A 2,290-nucleotide genomic window follows, 5' to 3' on the forward strand; every position below is an offset into this window, starting at 1 on the left:
ACCTAAATCCGTTGCCCGTATGTGGCTCAGGCACCGGGGACACGAGCGCCACCCGCGCCGCAATTTTTGAAAGATCGATCGCTTCTTTTTTCCAAACTAAAAATTGCTTCAAGATGTAAGAGCGAATTCATTCGAAGCACTGTCGAGAGTGACTTATATCGTTGTGGAGCACGGCATGAGCCCGCTTATCATCCACACTGCAAGCCTCATTCTGCCATCTTGAACCGAGGCCAAAGACGGGGCCCGGAGATCCGCAGGACTCGGGCGAAAAGTACGATTGGCCGCATGGATCTTGTTCGGTTCGCCCTGAAGTTCCGCAAGAGCTTCTATGTTCTTGCCGTTCTCATGTTCCTCGCAGGCATTGGCTCGATTGCGGTGGCGCCGAAGGACGTGCTGCCATCCGTGGATATACCCGTGGTGGTGGTGGTCTGGACCTATAACGGCCTCGACGCGACCGACATGGTCCAGCGCATCACGAACTACAGTGAGTTCTCGCTGTCGAGCAACGTGAACAACATCCGGCGGATCGAGTCGGCCTCGATCCAGGGTACCGTGACAGAGCGGATCTACTTCGATTCGGCGGTCAGTATCGATCTCGCGATTACACAGGTCGATTCGGCTATGAACGCCATCCGCTCGCGTATGCCGCCCGGGGTGCAACCGCCGGTGATTATGCGGTTCTCCGCATCGTCAGTGCCGGTCATCCAGATGGCCCTGTCGTCGTCCAAGCTGCCCCTCACGAAGGTTTTCGATTACGCCCAGTACCGAACCCGTCGGCGTCTCGCCGAGGTGCCAGGCTCGACCCTGCCGTCCCCATATGGCGGCGCGCCGCGTCAGGTGATGGTCGATCTCGACCCGGCCAAACTTCGCGCGATCGGCATGACGCCGCTCGACGTTCTGAATGCGGTGCTCAAGCAGAATCTGGTCGTTCCCTCCGGGCTCGCCAAGATCGGGACGCAGCAATACACGGTTCGGCTGAATTCAAGCCCGCTTCTGGTCGATCAGCTGAACCGCATCCCGATCAAGGTCGAGAACAACCAGCCGATTCTGCTGCGAGACGTCGCCCAGGTGCGGGACGGTTCTCCGCCGCAGATCAACATCGTCCGCGCCGACGGCCATCACTCCGTCCTCTTGCAGGTGCTGAAGAACGGCGCGGCCTCGACCCTGGACGTCGTGAACGCCGTCAAGGCCGCCCTGCCCGACATCCACGCCGCCGCACCGAAGGGCATGACGATCACGCCGCTGTTCGATCAGTCGGTCTTTGTCTCGGACGCCATCTCCGACGTGGTGCGCGAGGCGGTGATCGCGGCCGGGCTCACCGGCCTCGCGATCTTGCTGTTCCTGGGCTCGTGGCGCTCGACCCTCGTGGTGCTCGTCTCGATCCCGCTCTGCATCCTGACATCCCTGTCGATCCTGGTCGCCATCGGGCAGACCATCAACGTCATGACGCTGGGCGGGCTGGCCCTCGCGGTTGGCATCCTGGTGGACGACGCCACGGTGGCGATCGAGAACACCTACCGGATGTTCGAGGAGGGTTTCCCGTTCCGGCGTTCGGTGGTCGAGGGCGTCGCGGGCATCGCCAAGCCAGCACTGATCTCGACGCTGGCGATCTGCTCGGCCTTTTCGGCGGTCTTCTTCCTCACCGACGCGCCCCGCTACCTGTTCGTCCCGCAGGCCGAGGCGGTGGTGTTCGCGATGCTGACCTCCTACCTGCTGTCGCGGACGCTCGTCGCCATCCTGATCGACGTCCTCGTCGCCCCGGAATACGCCCGGCATCACGGCGGCGCAGAGCCGGCAGTCGACGGGGTGGCGCCGCGGCGGCGCTCGATCCTCGGCCGGGGCCTCACCTTCGTGACGCGTCCCCTCCGCTGGGTGTTCCGGTATCCGCTGCGCGGCGCGCTCGCCTTCCGGGGCGCCTTCGAGCGGGGCTTCACGCGGTTCCACGCGGGCTATGTCGGCCTTCTCTCCGCCGTGCTCCGCCACCCGGGCCGCGCCCTGTGCGGCGTGCTCTCCGTCTTCGCGCTGACCGCAGCGATCTTCCCCTTCGTCGGGCAGGACTATTTCCCGCAGATCGAGTCCAGCCAGATGACGCTGCACATCCGCACCCGCCCGGGTCAGCGGATCGAGCAGGCGGAGAAGCGGTTCGCGCAGGTCCAGGACGATGTCTTCTATCTTCAGCCCTCCGATATCATCACGCAGATCCTCAATTTCGGCACGATCGCCCAGATCGACGTGCAGGTGTCGGGACGCCACGACGCCGACGATCTCGCCGTCGCGCGCGATCTCGTGC

At 63.7% G+C, this 2,290-nt stretch carries 1 protein-coding gene; it reads left to right on the plus strand.

Annotation, left to right across the window (positions count from 1 at the left end; genetic code table 11):
• Positions 1-285: 285 nt before the first annotated feature.
• A partial coding sequence (locus FV233_RS29120) for an efflux RND transporter permease subunit (protein ID WP_147899608.1) occupies positions 286-2,290 on the plus strand: 2,005 nt, incomplete at its 3' end.

Source organism: Methylobacterium sp. WL7 (assembly GCF_008040085.1).
GTDB lineage: Bacteria > Pseudomonadota > Alphaproteobacteria > Rhizobiales > Beijerinckiaceae > Methylobacterium > Methylobacterium mesophilicum.